13 protein-coding genes are annotated in these 16,069 nt (G+C 65.9%); 9 read left to right on the forward strand and 4 right to left on the reverse strand.

What is annotated here, in order from left to right; all coding sequences use genetic code 11:
* Positions 1 to 25: 25 nt before the first annotated feature.
* The 3 genes from radA to purF all read left to right on the forward strand — a co-directional run bounded on the left by radA (position 26) and on the right by purF (position 3,611).
* Entirely contained in the window at positions 26 to 1,429 is a 1,404-nt protein-coding gene (gene radA, locus SLT36_RS21705) for a DNA repair protein RadA (RefSeq protein WP_067964089.1), read from the forward strand.
* Positions 1,430 to 1,457: 28 nt separating this feature from the next.
* Entirely contained in the window at positions 1,458 to 2,060 is a 603-nt protein-coding gene (locus SLT36_RS21710; protein ID WP_432284380.1) for a CvpA family protein, read from the forward strand.
* A gap of 81 nt (positions 2,061 to 2,141) precedes the next feature.
* On the forward strand, positions 2,142 to 3,611 hold the full coding sequence (purF, locus tag SLT36_RS21715; protein WP_182574415.1) for an amidophosphoribosyltransferase: 1,470 nt from the start codon (positions 2,142 to 2,144) through the stop codon (positions 3,609 to 3,611).
* 27 nt (positions 3,612 to 3,638) lie between these two features.
* On the opposite strand, the gene SLT36_RS21720 is transcribed toward purF, so the two are convergent.
* Positions 3,639 to 4,061, reverse strand: coding sequence for a DoxX family protein (locus SLT36_RS21720; protein WP_067966855.1), 423 nt, complete (start codon positions 4,059 to 4,061; stop codon positions 3,639 to 3,641).
* Between the two features lie 203 nt (positions 4,062 to 4,264).
* On the opposite strand from SLT36_RS21720, the gene SLT36_RS21725 reads away from it, so the two are divergent.
* The 3 genes from SLT36_RS21725 (at position 4,265) to SLT36_RS21735 (ending at position 7,689) form a co-directional block, all read left to right on the forward strand.
* A complete protein-coding gene (locus SLT36_RS21725; RefSeq protein WP_432284381.1) occupies positions 4,265 to 5,011 on the forward strand; it encodes an SDR family NAD(P)-dependent oxidoreductase in 747 nt (248 codons plus the stop codon).
* Between the two features lie 199 nt (positions 5,012 to 5,210).
* On the forward strand, positions 5,211 to 6,977 hold the full coding sequence (locus SLT36_RS21730; RefSeq protein WP_432288431.1) for an SLC13 family permease: 1,767 nt from the start codon (positions 5,211 to 5,213) through the stop codon (positions 6,975 to 6,977).
* Positions 6,978 to 7,062: 85 nt separating this feature from the next.
* Positions 7,063 to 7,689 carry a hypothetical protein gene (locus SLT36_RS21735; RefSeq protein WP_432284382.1) on the forward strand — a complete coding sequence of 209 codons (627 nt, stop codon included), beginning with the start codon at positions 7,063 to 7,065 and terminating at the stop codon, positions 7,687 to 7,689.
* Between the two features lie 11 nt (positions 7,690 to 7,700).
* On the opposite strand, the gene SLT36_RS21740 is transcribed toward SLT36_RS21735, so the two are convergent.
* On the reverse strand, positions 7,701 to 8,207 hold the full coding sequence (locus tag SLT36_RS21740; RefSeq protein WP_432284383.1) for an OsmC family protein: 507 nt from the start codon (positions 8,205 to 8,207) through the stop codon (positions 7,701 to 7,703).
* A gap of 110 nt (positions 8,208 to 8,317) precedes the next feature.
* Here SLT36_RS21740 and SLT36_RS21745 point away from each other — a divergent pair, with 110 nt between their 5' ends.
* On the forward strand, positions 8,318 to 9,235 hold the full coding sequence (locus SLT36_RS21745) for a DMT family transporter (protein WP_432284384.1): 918 nt from the start codon (positions 8,318 to 8,320) through the stop codon (positions 9,233 to 9,235).
* Between the two features lie 327 nt (positions 9,236 to 9,562).
* On the opposite strand, the gene SLT36_RS21750 is transcribed toward SLT36_RS21745, so the two are convergent.
* The gene (locus SLT36_RS21750; RefSeq protein WP_432284385.1) at positions 9,563 to 9,814 is read right to left on the reverse strand and encodes a hypothetical protein; all 252 of its coding nucleotides are present in this window, start codon (positions 9,812 to 9,814) and stop codon (positions 9,563 to 9,565) included.
* A 550-nt stretch (positions 9,815 to 10,364) separates the two neighbouring features.
* Here SLT36_RS21750 and SLT36_RS21755 point away from each other — a divergent pair.
* On the forward strand, positions 10,365 to 12,584 hold the full coding sequence (locus tag SLT36_RS21755; protein WP_432284386.1) for an AMP-binding protein: 2,220 nt from the start codon (positions 10,365 to 10,367) through the stop codon (positions 12,582 to 12,584).
* 289 nt (positions 12,585 to 12,873) lie between these two features.
* Here the strand turns inward: SLT36_RS21755 and SLT36_RS21760 are convergent, their stop codons facing one another.
* A complete protein-coding gene (locus SLT36_RS21760; protein ID WP_432284387.1) occupies positions 12,874 to 14,073 on the reverse strand; it encodes an IS256 family transposase in 1,200 nt (399 codons plus the stop codon).
* A 706-nt stretch (positions 14,074 to 14,779) separates the two neighbouring features.
* Between SLT36_RS21760 and SLT36_RS21765 the strand changes: the two genes are divergently transcribed.
* Positions 14,780 to 15,706, forward strand: coding sequence for an IS110 family transposase (locus tag SLT36_RS21765; RefSeq protein ID WP_432284228.1), 927 nt, complete (start codon positions 14,780 to 14,782; stop codon positions 15,704 to 15,706).
* Positions 15,707 to 16,069 lie beyond the last annotated feature (363 nt).

Below are 16,069 nucleotides of genomic sequence, written 5' to 3' on the forward strand. Positions count from 1 at the left end.
CATTCTTCCGAAAGGCACCCCCTCCATGGCTAAAGCCCGCGTTCAATTCATCTGCCAGAACTGCGGTGCCGCGCATCAGCGCTGGGCTGGCAAGTGCGATTCCTGCGGCGAGTGGAACACGCTGGTCGAGGAAGGCACGGCAGGCGGCATCGGCAGCGGTCCCGGCTCGCTCAAGAGCGCACGCAAGGGCCGCGCCGTCACGCTGACCTCGCTCGACGGCGACATCGAGGATGCGCCGCGCATCGTCTCGGGCATCGGCGAACTCGACCGCGCCACCGGCGGCGGCTTCGTCCGCGGCTCGGCGCTGCTCATCGGCGGCGATCCCGGCATCGGCAAGTCGACGCTGTTGACCCAGGCGGCGGCGGCACTGGCCGCGCGCGGCCACCGCGTCGTCTATGTCTCGGGCGAAGAAGCCGTTGCCCAGATCAGGCTGCGCGCCCAGCGCCTCGGCGTCGCCTCGACACCGGTCGAACTCGCCGCCGAGACCAATGTCGAGGACATTCTCGCCACCATCGCCGACGGCAAGCGGCCGGACCTCGTCATCATCGATTCGATCCAGACCTTGTGGACCGACCTCGCCGATTCGGCGCCTGGTACCGTCACCCAGGTGCGGGCGGCGTCCCAGGCGATGATCCGCTATGCCAAGTCGACCGGGGCTGCGGTGGTGCTCGTCGGCCATGTCACCAAGGAAGGCCAGATCGCCGGCCCCCGCGTCGTCGAGCACATGGTCGACGGCGTGCTCTATTTCGAGGGCGAAGGCGGCCACCATTTCCGCATCCTGCGCACGGTCAAGAACCGCTTCGGCCCGACCGACGAGATCGGCGTCTTCGAAATGTCCGACAAGGGCCTGCGCGAGGTCGCCAACCCGTCCGAGCTGTTCCTCGGCGAACGCCATTCCAAGGCGCCGGGAGCCGCGGTCTTTGCCGCCATCGAAGGCACGCGACCGGTGCTTGTCGAGATCCAGGCGCTTGTCGCCGCCTCCAGCCTGGGCACGCCGCGCCGTGCCGTCGTCGGCTGGGATTCGTCGCGGCTGTCGATGATCCTCGCCGTGCTCGAGGCGCATTGCGGCGTGCGTTTCGGCCAGCACGACGTCTATCTCAACGTCGCCGGCGGCTACCGCATCTCGGAGCCGGCGGCCGATCTGGCCGTGGCTTCCGCACTGGTTTCATCGCTCACCGGTATTGCCCTGCCTGCTGATTGCGTCTATTTCGGCGAAATCAGCCTTTCTGGCGCCGTGAGGCCGGTTGCGCATGCGCAGCAACGCCTTAAAGAGGCCGAAAAGTTGGGCTTCGGAAGGGCCGTGCTGCCCTCCGGCAGTGGGGAGCTCGCAGGTGGAATCGGAGCCGGTTCGTTCCAGCCGACCGCACTCGCGGATCTGGTGGCGCGGATAGCCGGCTCAAGACGAAGCCGCGCGGAAGAGACGGACTGAAACCGTCGCCATGGAGTGAGTGGACACGATGCCGATTACGCTGCTTGACGGAATTCTTGTCGGCTTCACCCTGGTCTCGGCGATGCTCGCCATGGTGCGCGGCTTTTCCCGCGAAGTGCTGTCGGTCGCCTCATGGGCCGCTGCCGCCGCTGCCGCCTTCTTCTTCTACAAGCCTGTCGTGCCTTACGTTCAGCCCTATATCGACAACGAAAAGATCGCCATGGCGGCTGCCGCCGGCATCGTCTTTGTCATCGCGCTGATCGTCGTCACCATCATCACCATGAAGATCGCCGATTTCATCATCGACAGCCGCATCGGCGCGCTCGATCGCACGCTCGGCTTCCTCTACGGTGCCGCCCGCGGCATCCTGGTGGTGGCCGTCGGCCTTTTGTTCTTCAACTGGCTGGTCGGCTCCAACGCGCCGGCCTGGGTCGCGGAGGCGAAGTCGCGGCCGCTGCTCGAGAGCATCGGCACCTCGATCGAGAACCTTCTGCCCGAGGATCCCGAGAATTCGATCCTCAAGAAGCTCAATTCGCAGACCGGCGAACCGGAAGCCGGCGCCACCACGCCGCCTGCCGAGGCGCCTGCCGAAGGCGAGGCGCCGGCTGAGCCGGCACCGACCAACAACTGATTGCGCCTGAGGCGGGATGGCGCGTTGCCCTTGCCGCCTCATCGCACTATATAGCGTTTTTGCTAGAAGAGGCCGCCCCCGATGGCAGACGCAGCTGACGTGCTTTCCGCGGAAGCCGATGATCATTTCCACGACGAATGCGGCGTGTTCGGCATTTTTGGCCGACAGGACGCCGCGGCAATCGTCACGCTGGGGCTGCATGCGCTCCAGCATCGCGGCCAGGAGGCCGCCGGCATCGTCAGCTATGACGGCAGCCAGTTCCACGTCGAGCGCCATGTCGGCCTGATCGGCGACACCTTCACCAAGCAGCGCGTCATCGACAGCCTCAAGGGCAACCGCGCCATCGGCCACACCCGCTACGCCACGACGGGCGGCGCCGGCGTCCGCAACATCCAGCCTTTCTTCGCCGAACTCGCCGATGGCGGCTTCGCAGTCGCGCATAACGGCAACCTGACCAATGCGATGACGGTGCAGCGCGCGCTGCAGAAGCAGGGCTCGATCTTCTCCTCGACCTCCGACACCGAAACCATCCTGCATCTCGTCGCCACCTCGAAGGAACGCGACCTCAATGCGCGCTTCATCGATGCGGTGCGCCAGGTCGAGGGTGCCTTCTCGCTGGTCGCGCTGTCGTCGAAGAAGATGATCGGCTGCCGCGATCCGCTCGGCATCCGCCCGCTGGTGCTCGGCGATCTCGACGGCGCCTGGATCCTCGCCTCCGAGACCTGCGCGCTCGACATCATCGGCGCGCGTTTCGTGCGCGACCTCAAGCCCGGCGAGATGGTCATCGTCACCTCCAAGGGCATCGAGAGCATCTTCCCGTTCGAGCCACAGAAGCCGCGCTTCTGCATCTTCGAATATGTCTATTTCGCCCGTCCCGATTCTTCGGTCGAAGGCCGCAACGTCTATGACGTGCGCAAGCGCATCGGCGCGGAACTGGCGCTCGAAAGCCCCGTCGACGCCGACATCGTCGTGCCGGTGCCGGATTCGGGCACGCCGGCAGCGATCGGCTTCTCGCAAGCCGCCGGCCTCCCCTTCGAGCTGGGCATCATCCGCAACCACTATGTCGGCCGCACCTTCATCTCGCCCGGCGATTCCATCCGCCACATGGGCGTCAAGCTGAAGCACAATGCCAACCGCCGCATGATCGAAGGCAAGCGCATCGTGCTGGTCGACGATTCCATCGTCCGCGGCACCACCAGCCAGAAGATCGTGCAGATGGTGCGCGATGCCGGTGCCAAGGAGGTGCATATGCGCATCGCCTCGCCGCCGACCCGCGCCTCCTGCTTCTACGGCGTCGACACGCCGGAAAAGTCGAAGCTGCTGGCCTCGCGCATGACGATCGAGGAAATGGCCGAATTCATCCGCGTCGACTCGCTCGGCTTCCTGTCGATGAACGGTCTCTACCGCGCCGTCGGCGAGGCAAGCCGCAATGACGAGCAGCCGCAATATTGCGATGCCTGCTTCTCCGGCCAGTACCCGACCCGCCTGGCCGACCTCGAAGGCACCGACAATGTGCGCTCGCTGTCGCTTCTGGCCACCGGCGGACTGTAGCAGCAGCACCCTCAGCATGCTTCCGCGTCAATGCGCGGAAGCAGCCTTGTCCTTCCAGATCAAGCCTTGCCGCAGCGCGAGCCGCTCGCCCGGACCGTGGACGGCTGCGTAAAGCAGTCCGGCCAGGAAGGTGAAGTGATCGACGAAGAAGCCGAATTCGGCTGGGTTGCCCTGCCAGTGCGACGGGCCGTGGAAGGCGAAGGCCAGGAAGACGACATAGGCGCCGGCCAACAGGGCCGCCTCTGAGAAGAACGCGCCGGTCAGGAAGGCGAGCACCAGCCCGAGTTCGAAAAAGGCCGCCAGCCAGGCCAATGGCAAGGCAAAAGGAAAGCCGGCGGCCGAGATGTAGGCGGCGGTCTCGGTCATTCCGGCAAATTTGAACAAGGCCGCCATGCCGAAGGCGCCGGCGAAGATCAGTCTGGCCACGAGGATTGCAACGCTTCTGCCCATCATGTCCTCCTCCAGGGGATGTTTCATACCCTAGGACGGATACCTGCCGGCATTCCCGACATCGTCGGCAGGAAATAGGGCGACGGCGAGAAATAAGGCCCGCCGCCGGCGCCTGCGGCATCCATTCCGGACGCGTGGGGTTTTGTTCGGGACAAAATCGTCCTATCAGGCTGCGGACCGACAAGATCGAACTGGATGCCATGATGACAACCACACCCGACCTCTCCGGCCGCATCGCGCTCGTCACCGGCGCATCGCGCGGCATCGGCTACAACACGGCCAAGCAGCTTGCCGCGGCGGGTGCCCATGTCATTGCCGTGGCACGCACGGTCGGCGGGCTGGAAGAGCTCGACGACGAGATCAAGGCTTCAGGCGGCCAGGCGACGCTGGTGCCGCTCGACCTCACCGACATGGCCGGCATCGACCGCCTCGGCAGCTCGATCAACGACCGCTGGGGCAAGCTCGACATTCTGGTCGCCAATGCCGCCGTGCTCGGCGTCATCGCCCCCATCGGCCATGTCGAGGCCAAGGTCTTCGACAAGGTCATGGCCGTCAACGTCACCGGCACCTGGCGCCTGATCCGCTCGGTCGATCCGCTGCTGCGCAAGTCGGATGCCGGCCGCGCCGTCATCGTCAGCTCCGGCTCGGCCCATTCGGCGCGCGCCTTCTGGGCGCCTTATGCCGCCTCCAAGGCCGCCGTCGAGGCGCTCGCCCGCTCCTGGGCCGACGAGACCAAAAACACCGCCTTGCGCGTCAACATCTTCGACCCCGGCACCAGCCGCACCGCGATGCGCGCGCTGGCCGTGCCCGGCGAGGATCCGGCAACCGTCACCCATCCGTCTGAGACAGCGCGCCACATCCTTGGCATGGTCGACCCCGCCCTGACCCGCACCGGCGAGATCTACCAGATCCGCGAGCAGCGCTGGGTTTCGCACCAGAAGCCGGCCTGACGCCATCTGTTTGGCGACACATCTCAGCGGCAACGCCGCGATCGAGGCAACGATGTTGCCGCCGTCGCGTTGACCGGAGCTTGACCGCATCGCAGTGATGCGTGGAATGGAAGTGGTTCCCGCGCTCTCGCGGGCGCTCTATGCCAAGCCAGGCGCCCGCCAGGGCGCTCTATGCAAAAATGTGGGGGACATCGGCCGCATGACCACCGACCAGTTGATGTCCTTCGCCGTCATTGCGCTGATGATGGCGGCATTCGTCTGGGGCCGGTTTCGCTACGACCTCGTCGCCTGCGGCGCATTGATCGCAGCCGTTGCGATCGGCATCGTGCCCCAGGCCGAGGCCTTCAGCGGCTTCAGCGACGACATCGTCATCATCGTCGGTTCGGCGCTTCTGGTCAGCGCCGGCGTCGCGCGCTCGGGCATCATGGAATATGCAATCCAGCGCTTCGCCCCCGACGTCTCGAGCGTCAGGGCGCAACTGGCGCTTTTGGTGATCATCGTCACCATCCTCTCGGCTTTCGTCAAGAACATCGGCGCGCTGGCGATCATGATCCCCATCGCCTACCAGTTCGCCCGCCGCTCCAACACCTCGCCCTCGGTTTTCCTGATGCCGATGGCCTTCGGTTCGCTGCTCGGCGGGCTGATGACGCTGGTCGGCACCTCGCCCAACATCGTGGTGTCGCGCGTGCGCCAGGACATGACCGGCGAAGCCTTCTCGATGTTCGACTTCACTCCGGTGGGTGCTGCACTTGCCGCCTCCGGCCTCGTCTTCCTGGTTCTGTTCTACTGGCTGCTGCCGATCCGCACCCGCGCCTCGGCCTCGATCCACGAGGCGCTCGACGTCAACAACTACGTCACCGAGGCGCGCCTGGTCGCCGACTCCACCGTCGTCGGCAAGACGCTGGCCGAATTGCTGAAGCTCGGCGGCAGCCGCGCCGTGGTGACCTCGATCCTGCGTTCGCGCGCGCTGCATGTGACGCCGTTCCCCGATGTCGTGCTGCGCGAGGGCGACATCCTTTTGATCGAAGGCGCGCCCGAGGCGCTCGACCGCATCGTCACCCAGGCCAAGCTCAGCGTCACCGGCAGCCGCGATTCCGCCGGCGGCAAGCACGCAGCCACCGCCGTCGAGGCGATCATCGGCGAAACCTCGACCCTGATCGGCGGCTCGGCGCAGCGCCTGGCGCTCTATGACCGGTTCAACGTCAACCTGCTCGCCGTCAGCCGCAAGGGCGAACGCATCCAGGAGCGGCTCGGCGCCGTCATCCTGCGCCTCGGCGACGTCGTCGTGCTGCAGGGCAACCCGCAGACGATGCCCGACATATTGCGCGAACTCGGCTGCCTGCCCTTGGCCGAACGCCCGATCCTGCTCGGCAGTTTCAGGCGCGGCATCGTCCCGCTCGCCATCCTGGTTGCCGCGATGGGCGCCACCGCCCTTGGCCTTTTGCCGGTGCCGCTCGCCTTCTTCACCGCCGCTGTCGCCATGGTGCTGTTCCGCGTCATCCCGCTGCGCGAGGTCTATGGCGCCATCGACGGCCCGATCCTGGTGATGCTCGCCGCTCTGATCCCGGTCAGCGACTCGCTGCGACGGACCGGCGCCACCGACATCATCTCGGCCTGGCTCGCCGAATTTGCCTCGACGCTGCCGCCTGCCGGGGCGCTGACGCTGATCATGGTCGTGGCGATGGCGGTCACGCCGTTCCTCAACAATGCCGCAACCGTGCTTGTCGTCGCACCGATCGCGGCAGGGTTCGCCACCACGCTGGGCTTCCGCCCCGAAGCCTTCCTGATGGCGGTGGCGATCGGCGCCGGCTGCGATTTCCTCACCCCCATCGGCCATCAGTGCAACACCCTTGTCATGGGTCCCGGCGGCTACAAATTCTCCGACTACCCGCGGCTCGGCCTGCCGCTGTCGCTGCTGGTCATCATCGTTGCCGTGCCGATGCTGATGCTGGTCTGGCCGATGTAGCGACACGCAAGCGTGATTGGCCGGTGAATTCGGCCAGTCCTAGTTTTGCGGCCCTCAAATCAAGAAAATGAGGGAGGACCACTCGATGAAACGCATTCTTCTGATGTCTGCGCTGCTGTTGTCAGGCCTGTCGGCGGCCAGCGCGCAGGACGACACGATGAGTTTCTTCGTCACCAGCAGCGGCCTCGGCAAGGGCGCCAATCTCGGCGGCCTGGCTGGCGCCGACGCCCATTGCCAGAGCCTGGCCGAGGCCGCCGGCTCGACCGGCAAGACCTGGCATGCCTATCTCTCGACCAAGGACGCCGATGCCAAGGACCGCATCGGCAAGGGACCATGGGTCAACGCCAAGGGCCAGAAGATTGCCGACGACGTGGCGTCGCTGCACAGCGACGCCAACAACATCAACAAGGAAACCGCCCTCGACGAGAAGGGCAACACCATCAATGGCCGCGGCGACCAGCCCAACAAGCACGATATATTGACCGGTTCCAAACCCGACGGCACCCGCATCGCCGACCAGACCTGCGGCGACTGGACCCTCGACGGCACCGAGGGTGCGGCGATGATGGGCCATCACGACCGCATGGGCCTCGACGATTCCGCGGCGGCCAAATCCTGGAACTCGTCGCATGCCTCGCGCGGCGGCTGCAGCCAGGAAGCGCTGAAGGGAACCGGCGGCGACGGCCTGTTCTACTGCTTCGCCGCCAACTGACGGCGGCACTTCTAGCGTTCGGCCGAAACGCTGAGTTGCGGCCGGACGTTCAGCGTCTGGAACACCACGCAATACCGTTCGGTCAGCTTGATCAGCGCGTCGATGCGCTCCTGCGGCTCGTCAGTGTCGAGCTTGAAGGCAAGCCGGATGGCGCGGAAGCCGACCGGCGCATCCCTTCCGACGCCCAGCGTGCCGCGAAAATCGAGGTCGCCCTCGGCCGAGACCACTGCCTGGCCGAGGCGGAACTCGAGTGCGGTCGCCACCGCCTTCAGGGTCACGCCGGCGCAGGCGACCAGTGCCTCGAGCAGCATGTCGCCCGAGCACAGCTCCATTCCGCTGCCGCCCGTCGCCGGGTGCAGCCCGGCGGTGACGATTGCCTTGCCGGTGTCGATCTTGCAGGAAATCGATTGCTCGTCGACGGCGCCGCGCGCCCGAAGCGTGATCAGGGCGCGCCCGGCATCGGCGCGATAGGCATCCTTCATCGGCGCCTGCAGCGCCTTCAGCTCAGCGGCGTCCATCCTTTTCCTCCCTGATAGAACCCGTTCCGCGCCGTCCCGGCACGCCGGTCTGCTGACAGCAGGCTGTCAGTGGCACCGGGATAGGCTACGCTACCGCCTGGGAGGCCGAGATGTCGACAGCAGCCGAAACCGCAGCACAGCACCGCCTCGGCATGCTGCTCGTCGCCGCCTCGGCCGCCGTCTTCGGCCTTGCCGGTATCCTGACAAAATCCGTCGACGCCGACCCGCTGACCATCACCTCGTGGCGCGGGCTGGTCGGCGGCCTGCTGATCTCGGCCTATGTGCTGTGGCGGCGGCGAAACGGCAGCGGTGAAAGCCTGCATCTCGGCTGGCAAGGCTGGCTGCTGGCCGTACTCGGCACGATCTCCAGCGTCGCCTTCATCGCCGCCTTCAAGAACACCTATGTCGCCAATGTCGTGGTCATCTACGCCACCGTGCCGTTCGTCGTCGCTTTGTTCGCCTGGCTGATCGCCGGCGAGGTGTTCCGGCGCCAGACAGCGGTGGCGGCGGCCGTCTGCCTTGCCGGCGTCGCCGTCATGGTCTGGTCCGGGCTCGGCGGCGGCCATGCTTTCGGCGATGCGCTGGCGCTGCTGATGACCTGCTTGTTTGCCGTCTACGCCGCCCTCGTCAGGCGGTTCCGCAACGCCTCCGTCGTCTGGGCCGGGGCCGTTTCCGCCTTTCTCGGCGTGATCCCGGCCTGGCTTCTGACCGATCCGCTCACCGTGCCACGGTCGAGCGTCGCGCCGCTCGTCTTCTTCGGCTTCACCTTCGCCCTTGCCGTCATCCTGTGGACCGAAGGCGCGCGCCGCATTCCGGCAGCGGAGGCGGGCCTGCTCGGCACGACCGAGGTGCCGTTCGGCATCTTCTTCGCCTGGCTGTTCCTGGCCGAGCTGCCGCCGACGGCCAGCCTTGTCGGCGGCGCCATCGTGCTTGGCGCGGTGTTCTGGCACGCCTGGCGCGACGCCCGCGCGGCTGTCCGGCTCGAAGTGAGGATGGAGGCGAGTGGCGGAAAGGGCACGCCTTCTTGACGAAGCGCGGGTGGCCGCTCGCGGCAAGCCAGAACCACCCGCTACGCCCGCGCCCTTCGTCATCCCAGAGGCCTGCCCCTGGGATTCATTCCGTGAGGGTGAGGACTGTGGAGCGGGCGGAAGAAAGAGCCCTGTTTGCTCGCATGGACACAGCCGCCTGCCCGACCTGTCGGCGGTCGCGACCTCCGGCACGGGCACGTTCTCCGTCTCTCGGCTGCTTCGCTGCCCGGACCGGCGCGACGACCGCATCGATGTGGCGATTGGCGACAGGACGCGCCGCTTGGTGCCTGCCGCCGCCTTATGCAGCCCGCTTCCGGGCCAGAACGTCTAGAAGCTGGTAATGGGTGGCTGATGGATCCGGATCCGCCGGCCATTGACGATCATGATAAGCCAGGTGCAGCCGGAGGATGTCGCTTCGAGCTTGGTCTCGACCTTGAACTTCAGGTCTCCTCCGCCGTCACGGCTTTTTTGCTCCAGCGCCTCTTCGAGAACAGCCGCAACAATGCTGCGCCCGAAGGACTCGTAATTGTGAGCGCCTAGGTGATCCTCGACATACTGTCTGTCTAGGGTATTGGGCATCAGGGCCTCCGTCGCCTTTTTCGAGTTGGCAGGAACGGCGCGACTAAACACGGACTTACAAGCACGGTCTAATATGAGCATCGCCTTGGCGAGGGTCGCGGTCAATACGTCATGCCGAATACCGCAAGCGATCCGGCAAAGCTGGGCAGCTTGTTCTGGTTGCGCCCGAAATCAGATGTTCGAACACATCAGGCCCCATCGTCGCCGCTCGCCGACAGCGCAATTGGTCTTCCGGCTGCGCAGAAGGATACCGTCGGCCGGCGAGAACTGCCCCCTGCCCGGCCCGATCGAAAAATAATCACAAAAAGCATGATGTCAGTGGAACCAAATGTCAGCGACCGCGTTGTTGGGCTCAGGACGGGTTGCCCCATCCCCCATCCCTCCACCCGTCCCTTAGCTTCAAGCCGGTCGCAAGACCGGCTTTTTCCTGCCCTGAAGTCAAGGCTCTATGGCAGAGGGGGGTGGGGAATGACGACGCGCATTGACGTTGCGCCGTCATCGTCTAGTTTCGATGCGCGCGGTGGGCTTCGCGTGCATTGGGAGGTGCGGCATGGTCCTGGCCAGTGCAATTGTGCTCGGCTTCGTTGCGGCATGGATGCTTGCATCAGGCGTTTTGATGCACGGACGCGGCATCCGCTTCCGCCAGGCGCTGCTCTATCTGCCGCTCAAGCTGATCTACCGGATCGAGGACCGCGCGCTGATCCAGGCCCGCGACGCCGAAGCGCCCGTCATCTATGTCATTTCACACCAGTCGCGCCTCGAACCGGCGCTGATGCTGTCGCTGCTGCCCGATCGGACGCTGCATATCCTCGACGATGCTTCGGCCCAGGCGTTCTGGCTCGAGCCGTGGCGCGAGCTTGGCCGCACCATCGCCTTCAACGCCGAGCATGTCTTCGTCAGCCGCCGGCTGGTGCGTGTATTGCGCGGCAAGGGCCGCCTCGCCGTCTATCTGCCCGACACCGTCGAGCCCGACGTCAAAGCCTTCCGGCTGTTCCGCGCCGTCGCCCGCATCGCCATGCAGGCCGACGCGCGCATCGTGCCGATCTTCGTCAGCGGCGCCCGCCACCTGCCGTTTTCGCTGACGCCGGCCGAACGGGCGCCGCGCCACTGGTTCCAGCGCCTCCGCATATCAGCCCTTGCCCCGATGACCATGGCCGAGCTGCTGCAGCGCGCCGGCTACAGCCAGACGACGACGGCCAACGCCTTGTTCGACCGCTTCGCCGAGGCCCGCCTTGCCGGCACCGATCTCGACAGGGGAGTGTTCGGCGCGATGGTCGACGCTGCCAGGCGCTACGGCCCGTCGCGGCCGATCGTCGAGGATGTCGTCAGCGGCGCGCTCAGCTACCGCAAGCTTCTGGTTGGCGCGCGCGTGCTCGGCCAACGCTTCGAAGCCATGTCGAGACCGGGCGAAGCCGTGGGCATCCTGTTGCCCAACGCCAATGGCGTGGTGCTTGCCATGCTCGGCCTGATCTCGGCCGGCCGCGTCGCTGCGATGATCAACTACACGGCGGGAGCCGCCAATGTCGCCTCGGCGGTGAAGACAGCGGCGATCACGACCATCGTCTCGTCACGCGCCTTCGTCCAGAAGGCCGATCTCGGCGACGTCGTCACTGCTGCCGAACAGGCGGGGGCCAAGATCGTCTGGCTGGAAGAGCTGCGCGACAGCGTCACGACGCAGGAAAAGCTGACGGCCGCCCTGCAATGGTGGCGGCCGCTTGCGCCACAGGATGCGTCAAAGCCGGCCGTCATCCTGTTCACCTCGGGCTCCGAGGGCACGCCCAAGGCGGTGGTGCTGTCGCACCGCAACCTCGTCGCCAATGCCATGCAGGCCGAAGCGCGCATCAGCATCTCGCCAAAAGACAAGCTGTTCAACGTGCTGCCGGTGTTCCACTCCTTCGGCCTCACCGGCGGCACCATCCTGCCGCTTCTGACCGGCATCAGGCTGTTCCTCTACCCCTCGCCGCTGCACTACAAGATCATTCCCGATGTCGCGCGCAAGATCCGTCCGACGATCATGTTCGGCACCGACACCTTCCTCGCCGCCTATGCCCGCACCGCCGAGGACGGCGATTTTTCCAGCCTTCGCTTCGTCGTCGCCGGGGCCGAGCCTGTCAGGGCGGAGACGCGCCGGGTCTGGCGCACACGTTTCAATGCCGAGATCATCGAGGGTTTCGGCCTGACCGAGGCCGCCCCCGTCGTTGCCGTCAACACGGCGACGCATGGCCGTGACGGCACCGTCGGACGCCTTCTGCCCGGCATGCGCATGCGCCTCGCAGAGGTCGAGGGCGTCGCCGAGGGCGGCCAGCTCTGGCTCACCGGCCCCAATCTGATGATGGGCTACATGACATCGGACCGGCCGGGCGAACTGCAGCCGCTCGACGGCTGGCACGACACCGGCGACATCGTCTCCGTCGACCGCGAGGGTTTCATCACCATCAAGGGCCGTGCCAAGCGTTTCGCCAAGATCGCCGGCGAAATGGTGTCGCTCGGGGCGGTCGAGATGCTGGTCCAGGCGCTGTGGCCGGAACAGCGCCACGCCGCGGTCGCCGTGCCCGACAAGCGCCGGGGCGAGCGCATCGTGCTGGTCACGACAGCCGGAAATGCCGATGCCGAGGCGTTGCGCCTCCATGGCAGGCAGGCCGGCGCCACCGAGCTGATGGTGCCGCACGACATCATCAAGGTGCATGAGATCCCGGTGCTCGGCTCGGGCAAGACCGACTATGTCGCCGCCCGCCGCCTGGCGCTCGACCAGCTCGGCCTGGCGGCCTGACGCACCTATCGCGGGCTGCGGGCGCTGCGCTCCTGCTCCGCCCTGGGATGACGAAGGATGGGGTCTCCGCGGGCTTGGGTGGTGAATTGTTGCCGGGCGCGGCCTCCCAATTCGTCATCCTAGGGCTTGACCCTAGGATCCATGCCGTAAGGGTGACGAACGTCGTAAGAGGTGCAGAAAGAGCACGCGTTCTTGACTGCTTGAGCCCAGCGCCAACGTCAGATGGTGTCCCACCGCGTGGTGTATCTGGCGGCATTGGTCGCCGTGCTTTCCGGCATTGCCGGGCTGATCAGCGCGCCACAGCGGGCAGGCTGATCATGGGATCATCGCTCAATTGTCCGACGCTTTCCAGCGTCATGTAGCGGGCGCGCTGGACGGCCCACTCGTCGTTCTGTTCGAGCAGCAGCGCGCCGACGAGGCGGACGATGGCGTCGTCGTTCGGGAAGATGCCGACGACGTCGGTTCGCCGTTTGATCTCGCCATTGAGGCGCTCGATCGGGTTGCTGCTGTGCAGCTTCGGGCGGTGCTCCTTCGGGAAGGTCATGTAGGCGAGCACGTCCAGCTCGGCATCATCGAGGATAGCGGCGAGCTTGGGCACCTTCGGCCGGATTTGGTCGGCGACGGCACGCCACTGGGCGCTGGCCGTCTCGGGCGTCTCTTGGGCGAAGGCGGTGGCGATGAAGGCCGAGACCACGCGGCGGCCGCTCTTGCCGGCATGCGCCAGCACGTTCCTCATGAAGTGGACGCGGCAGCGCTGCCAGGTGGCCGAGAGAACCTTGGTGACGGCGGCCTTGAGGCCTTCATGGGCATCAGAGACGACGAGCTTGACGCCGCGCAGGCCTCGCCGTGTCAGCTTGCGCAGGAACTCCGTCCAGATCGGCTCGGCCTCGGAGGTGCCGATCTCCATGCCCAGCACCTCGCGCCGGCCGTCGGTGTTGACGCCGACGGCGATGATGACGGCGACGGAGACGATGCGGCCACCGCGACGGACCTTCAGATAGGTCGCGTCGATCCACAGATACGGCCAGTCGCCTTCGATCGGCCGTTCGAGGAATGCCTTCACCTTGCCGTCGATCTCCTCGCAGAGCCGCGACACCTGGCTCTTCGAGATGCCGCTCATGCCCATGGCCTTGACCAGATCGTCGACCGAGCGCGTCGAGATACCCTGAACATAGGCCTCCTGAATGACGGCCGTCAGGGCCTTCTCGGCCATGCGCCGCGGCTCGAGGAAACCCGGGAAGTAGCTTCCCTTCCGGAGCTTCGGGATGCGCAGCTCGACGGTGCCTGCCCGCGTCTCCCAGTCCCGGTCGCGGTAGCCGTTGCGCTGGGCGGTCCGCAGCGGGCTCTTCTCGCCATAGGCGGCGCCGGTGGCGGCACCCACTTCCATCTCCATCAGGCGCTCGGCGGCGAAGCCGATCATTTCGCGCAGCAGATCGGCATCGGGTGTCTTCTCGACAAGCGCACGCAGGTTCATCATGTCGTCGGTCATCGGTGTTCCTTCCAGTCAGGAGTTGGCTTCGACAACCAGACCCTACCGGAAAGCGCCGATGACCACCGCGCTACCCAGATACACCACGTCCGGGGACGTCACCCAACGTCACGGCATGGATCCCAGGGTCTGCGCGACGGAGCTGCGCTCCTGCTCCGCCCTGGGATGACGAAGGACGGGGGCGTGCCAGGTGAGGTTCAACTGCGGGGCGTGCGCCGATGTGGCAGGCCTTGCGCGGCGGTGAGCCGGCTGCGCGGCGCCGCCTCTTTAGTTCGTCATTCTAGGGCTTGACCCTAGGATCCTGTGAGGGCCAGGAATGTGGGACGGATGGCAGAGGATGCACGCGTTCTTGACGGCTTGAGCCCGGCGGTAATGTCACGGCATGGATCCCAGGGTCTCCGCGTCGCTGCGCTCCTGCTCCGCCCTAGGATGACGATTTGGGGGGCAGTAGCCGATGGCTTGGATGGTGAGCCACGGTTGTCTGGAGCCGCCTCTCCACTTCGTCATCCTCGGGCTTGACCCGAGGATCCTGTGTGTTGCGCTTGGTGTAGAATGAATGCGGGAAGGAGGCCGTCAGGATCCTGGTCGTCGTGCTGAACACGACAGACCGCGGCTTGGCTCGGCTCCCTTCCCGCACCACCTGCCGTCAACCTGCACAGTTGCACGAGGCCGTTGGCGCGGACCTCGCACCACAGGAAGAGGTTCCATGACGATACATCACAGTTACATCGGTTGCGACATCGCCAAGGCGATGATTGATGTCTTCGATCCGCTCAGCCGCCGTTTCAGCCGGGTGGCCAACGAGGCTGCGGCTCTGGCCCGCTTCGCTGCCGGCCTGGCACCAAACAGCTTTGTCGTCCTCGAGGCGACGGGGCACCATGACCGGGCTTTACGCCAGGCGCTCGCCAAGGCCGGCATCGCTTGCGTCCGCATCAATCCGATGACGGTGCGCCGTTTCGCCCAGGCGCGCGGCCACCTGGCCAAGACCGACCGCATCGATGCCCGCATCCTGAGCGAGATGGGGGCGATGTTCTGCCCCGATGCCGACACGCCGCCATGCCCCGGGCGTGAGCGGCTTGTTGCCCTTGCCCGCCGCCGCGACCAACTGGTCGCAGCGCGCGCGATCGAGCTGCGCCATCACGACGAAACCACCGACATCACCGTGCTTGCCGACATCGAAGCTGCAATCGTTGGCCTGTCCCAGCGCATCTCGGCCCTCGAGGCCGAGATCGCCAGCCATATCGAAACCCTGGACGAGCTTGCCGAACAGGCCGAGCGCCTGACCTCCGCTCCAGGCATCGGCAAGGTGACCGCCATCACCCTCTTGGCCCACATGCCTGAACTTGGAACCATCTCGCCCAAGGCCATCGCCAGCCTCGCCGGCCTTGCGCCTTGCAACAACGACAGCGGCACAAGGACCGGCCGGCGCAGCATCCGGGGCGGCCGGCCAAGGTTACGCCGGGCGCTCTATATGGCAGCCCTCGGCGCCATCCGCGCAAACCAGCGCTTCAAGGCCTTCTACCAGGCTATCGCCCAACGCTCCGGATCAAAGAAATGCGCAATCATCGCCGTCGCGCGAAAGCTCATCACAATCCTCAACGCCATGATCCGCGATCAAAAACACTTCGCTTGAACACAGTTGCCATGCCGTGAGGGTGAGGAGTGTTATGCAGGGTGCAGAAAGAGAGCACGCCTTCTTGGCGGCTTTAGCCCGACGGTAATGTCACGGCATGGATCCTAGGGTCTCCGCGACGTCGCTGCGCTCCTGCTCCGCCCTAGGATGACGAAGGACGGGGGGCGTCGCCGCGGGCCTAGGTGATGATGATTAGCGAGCGCGGGCACTCCAATTCGTCATCCCAGAGGCTTGCCCCGAGGATCATGCCGTGAGGGTGAGGAATGTGGGGCGGGTGGAAGAAAGAGCACTCGTTTGCTTCGCATGAACCCAATTGCCAAGGCGACGGCACCGTCCATGTCGCCACCCGCAAGGTACGGCTCA

The organism is Aminobacter sp. BA135 (assembly GCF_050859125.1).
GTDB classification, from domain to species: Bacteria; Pseudomonadota; Alphaproteobacteria; order Rhizobiales; family Rhizobiaceae; genus Aminobacter; species Aminobacter ciceronei.